At 72.2% G+C, this 4,302-nt stretch carries 4 protein-coding genes; 3 read left to right on the forward strand and 1 reads right to left on the reverse strand.

The window, feature by feature from the left end; translation table 11 throughout:
* The 3 genes from D9R02_RS11305 to D9R02_RS11315 all read left to right on the forward strand — a co-directional run.
* Nucleotides 1–511, forward strand: a 511-nt coding sequence (locus D9R02_RS11305) for a PqqD family protein (protein WP_310793827.1), incomplete at its 5' end; no start/stop codon positions are given.
* 156 nt (nucleotides 512–667) lie between these two features.
* Entirely contained in the window at nucleotides 668–2,140 is a 1,473-nt protein-coding gene (locus tag D9R02_RS11310; protein WP_183085993.1) for a tyrosine-protein kinase domain-containing protein, read from the forward strand.
* A gap of 13 nt (nucleotides 2,141–2,153) precedes the next feature.
* Nucleotides 2,154–3,110 (forward strand): glycosyltransferase family 2 protein, encoded by a 957-nt coding sequence (locus D9R02_RS11315; protein WP_121566932.1) that lies wholly within the window; start codon nucleotides 2,154–2,156, stop codon nucleotides 3,108–3,110.
* On the opposite strand, the gene D9R02_RS11320 is transcribed toward D9R02_RS11315, so the two are convergent.
* Nucleotides 3,101–4,302, reverse strand: a 1,202-nt coding sequence (locus D9R02_RS11320; RefSeq protein ID WP_310793828.1) for a glycosyltransferase, incomplete at its 5' end; no start/stop codon positions are given. The genes D9R02_RS11315 and D9R02_RS11320 overlap by 10 nt on opposite strands.

The following is a 4,302-nucleotide window of genomic DNA, read 5'->3' on the forward strand; positions in this document are numbered from 1 at the left end:
CCCCGGTACTGTCCTGACGAGCCCGGCTCCCGGCCCGGACGCGGCGTCGTCGATGCCCCTGCCCCCCGCTCCCGGGACTCCGAGCACCGCGCCCGCGGACACCACGGCGCCGGACCAGCCCGCAGCACCGGACCCGCGGGGGCCCGGTTCCCCGGCGGGAGCACCGGGTCAGCCCGACTCGTGGCTGCTCGGCCCGGAGCCCACCACGTCTCAGGCCCGGCACGCTCCGGCCCGGACCGGCGTGCTGCGCCCCGCGCCGGGTGCCGCCGCCGTGGACGTGGCCCCCTCGGAGACCGTGCTCGGCAGCGTGTGCCTCGCGCTCGTACCCGGCGGCCGGCCCGTGGTCCTCAACGACTCCGCCGCGCTGATCTGGCACCTGGCGCAGTCCACGCCGGAGGACTCGCTGCCACAGGTGGTGGCCGAGGCGACCGGCGCACCCCTCACGGAGATCGGGCCGCAGGTGCGGGACTTCGTGTCCGACCTGGTCACACAGGGATTCCTGAGCCGGTAGGGGCAGTGCCGCTCCGGGGAGCAGCCGTGAATCATTGCTAAACTCCAGGAAATCGCATCTTCCACGCAGCGCGCTGCAAGATCCGGTGAATCCCTCCGGTCCCCGCGCCCGCGGATGTCGGTGATCCCCCCGCACAGACCCACCCCCAGGACCGGCATGACCGTCATTGACTTCCTGCGCCTCACCCGCGCCAACCTCGTGCTGCTGCTGGCGGCCACCCTTGCCGGGCTGCTGCTGGCCTTCGGCGTGGCCCTGGCCCAGCCCAAGATCTACACGTCCTCCTCCACGGGGTTCGTGACCACCACGGGCAGCAGCTCCCTGGGGGACGTGCTCAACGGGGACGTCGCCGCCCAGAACAAGGCCAACGCCTACATCCCGGTGATCTCCTCCCGCTCGGTGGCGGAGAAGATCGCCCAGGATCCCGCCCTTGGCCTGACGGCGGACGAGGTGGCGGGCCACCTCACCGCGAGCGTGGTCCCCAACTCCGCACTGATCAAGGTGGACGCCACCGCCGACGATCCGGAGAAGTCCGCGGCTCTCGCCAACTCGGCGCTGCAGGCGACCGCCGAGGTGGTCCAGGACCTCGAGGGCAGCAGTTCACCCGTGCGCGTGGTGCCCCTCGAGGACGCCCAGGTCCCCGGCGGGCCGTCGAGCCCCAACACCAAGCGGTACCTTCTGGCCGGCGCCGCCGCCGGGCTGCTGGCCGGCTACGCCGTGGCGTTGCTGCGCAAGGTGTCCGACGTGCGCATCCGCACCTCCCACGAGGTCGAGGAGCTCACCGACGCCGGCGTGCTGGGCATCCTCCCCAAGACCCCGTCCCTCAAGGGCAACAACCGCGGTGAGGTGGAGGACGACGCCGCCCACGAGGCGGTCCGCCAGCTGCGCACCAACCTCCGGTTCGTGAGCGTGGACAACCCGCCGCGGTGCGTGGTGGTCACGAGCCCCAACCCGGGTGAGGGCAAGTCCACCGTGACCACGGCCATCGCCAACTCCTTCGCGCACGCGGGCGAGGCGGCCGTGATCGTGGACGCCGACCTCCGTCGGCCCACCGTGGCGGGAGTGTTCGGGGTGGACGGCTCCGTGGGACTCACGCAGGTGCTGTCAGGTCAGGTCGCGCTGCAGGATGCCCTGCAGCAGGTCCCCGGCTCCTCCCTGATGGTGCTGCCCGCCGGGCGCATCCCACCGAACCCGTCCGAGCTCGTGGGCTCACAGCGCATGAAGCACGTGCTCACCGAGCTGCGGGAGTCCTACATGGTGTTCGTGGACGCCCCGCCCGTACTCCCCGTCACGGACGCCAGTCTGCTCGCGGCGGCGGCCGACGGGGCGATCCTCGTGATCGAGGTGGGTGGCACCCGCAAGGAGCAGGTGGAGCTCGCGGCCTCGATGCTGCGGCGCGTGTCCGTGACACTGCTCGGTGCCGTGCTCAACCTGGCTCCGGCGCGGGGCGTGGGCTCCTCCCACTACGGCTTCGGCTACGGCGGGTACCGACGCGGCTACTCGTCCTACTACGGCGAGACCAAGAAGTCGTCGCGGGGGTTCCGGGCCAAGCGCCGCGCCACCCCCGCCCGGTCCCGGAGGTCCTCCTCGGCCGGCTCCTCGGCGTCCTCCCACTCCGCCCGCGACGTCTGACGGCGGGCCACGAGTGCGTGAGGTGACGGGCGGCTCCCCCGTGGTGTCCGTGGTCATCCCGTGCGGCCGTGACGCGGAGACCCTCCCTCTGCAGCTGGCCGCTCTGGCGCGGCAGCTCTCGGCACCGGCCTTCGAGGTGCTCGTGGTCAACAACGGGGCGCCGGGCGCCCTGGACCACCTCGTCGACGATCACCCCGACCTCCCTTTCACACTGCGAGTGGTGGAGGCCACCGAGCGGAAGGGTTCCTCCTACGCGCGCAACGTGGGCGCGGCGCGGGCACGTTCCGGGCTGCTGATGTTCTGCGACGCGGACGACGTGGTCTCCGCGCACTGGGTCCGCTGCGGGATCCAGGCGTTCGAGCTCGCGCCCGTGTGGACCGGGGCGGCCACAGCCTTTGACAACCACGTCTTCCAGGACGGTCACGCACCGGTGCAGCAGCTCGTCGACCGTGACCTCGAGGATTCGGAGCCGGTTCCGGACACCCCCTCGGAACCCACCGTCCTGATGGGGTGCAACTTCGGAATCCGTCGGGATCTCTACCGTGCCGTGGGTGGCTTCGACGTGACGGTGCCCCACCACGGGGATGACAACGATCTCGCGGCGCGTCTACGAGCACACGGCGCACCCGTTCCGCGTGTGGAGTCGGTGCGCGTGGCATACCGCCAGCGCCGGAATGTCGTGCAGAGGGGCCTGCAGGCCCATGCGGACTGCAGGGCGGCACAGCTTTTGGCGGCGCGCGTGGCACAACCGCTCCCCCGGCGTGACGCACTGCTGCGCGTGGCCGCCCTCGCCCTGCGCGCCCCGTTGTTCCCCGTGGGCATGGCCCTGCGGCGGCAGTGGGAGCCGGCGGCGGTGGTGACCAGGTGGTGCCACGTCCTGGGCACGGTGGACGGGCTCGTGCGCTACGCCGTCCTGCGGCGCGTGCCGCCCCGGGAACTCGGTGTGGGGTGGGACGCCCCTCAGGGGTGAGACCGGGCGGCGTCGTCCGCGCGGGCGGCCACCACCTGGTGCAGACGCGCCACGAAGCGGTCCTCCGAGAAGCGGCGGGCGTGGTCCCTGATGGCCTGCTCGTCCCAGTCGTCGGAGCGGAAACGGTCCAGCACCCTGCCGATGGCCTCCGGGGTGGGCTCCTCGAAGAACGCTCCCGTCATGCCGGGGACGACGGTGTCCAGGTAGCCGCCGCCGCGCAGGGCCAGGGTGGGCCGCCCGAAGGCGAAGCCCTCCAGGGGGGTGATCCCGAAGTCCTCGTGGGACGCCGCCACCACGGCCATTGCCCCGCGGTAGAGGCCGCGCATCTGCGCGTCCGAGAGGTCCGAGAGCATGAGCACGTTCTCTGGGCACAGCTGGCGCAGCTGGTGCTCCAGGGGACCGGTGCCCACGAGCACGAGACGACGGTCGGGCCGGACGCGCAGCGCCTCCATGACCCGGTCCACGTTCTTGTACGGGAGCAGGCGGGAGACGGAGAGGAAGTACTCGCCGTCCCCGGCGAAACCCGCCATCTGCGGCACGGCCTCGGTCTCCGTGCTGTCCTGCATGCGGTGCGGCGGGTGCTCGATCTCCACGTCCCGCCCGTAGACCTCCTTGATGCGGTCCCGCACCACCGTGGAGTTCGCCACCATGTGCTGCACCGACGACATGGCACGGCGGTCCCAGCACTCCAGCAGGGGCCGGGCGAGCAGCATGGCCCACCCCGTGGGTGAGGAGGACGGCGCGGAGCCCAGGTACTGCTCCAGGAGGTAGACCCAGCGGGCCGGCGTGTGGCAGTACACCTCGCGGACGCCGTCCGTGCGGAAGCCGTGCGCCCAGCCGCTCGTGGACACGAGCACCACGTCCGCGGGCACGCGCATCCAGGAGGAAGCCAGGGGAAGAAACGGCAGCGCCCACCGGTGGTGACGCCGCAGAACCCCCACCCGGTTGAGCGGAGAGGTGATGATGGTGGCCTCCCGGAACTCGGGGTAGGTGCCGTCCGGGTCGTAGAGGGTGGTGTAGATGGGGGCGTCCGGGAATGCGCGGTGCATGGCCAGCACCACCCGCTCCGCTCCCCCGCGCTGCGTGAGGTAGTCGTGGGCGATCGCCACCCGGCCCCCTGGGACACCGTGGGCTCCACCGTTGACCGGGCGGGCGAACTCACCGGCACGGGTCGGGGGATCCTGTGCCGGTG

The organism is Kocuria rhizophila (assembly GCF_003667225.1).
GTDB lineage: Bacteria > Actinomycetota > Actinomycetes > Actinomycetales > Micrococcaceae > Kocuria > Kocuria rhizophila.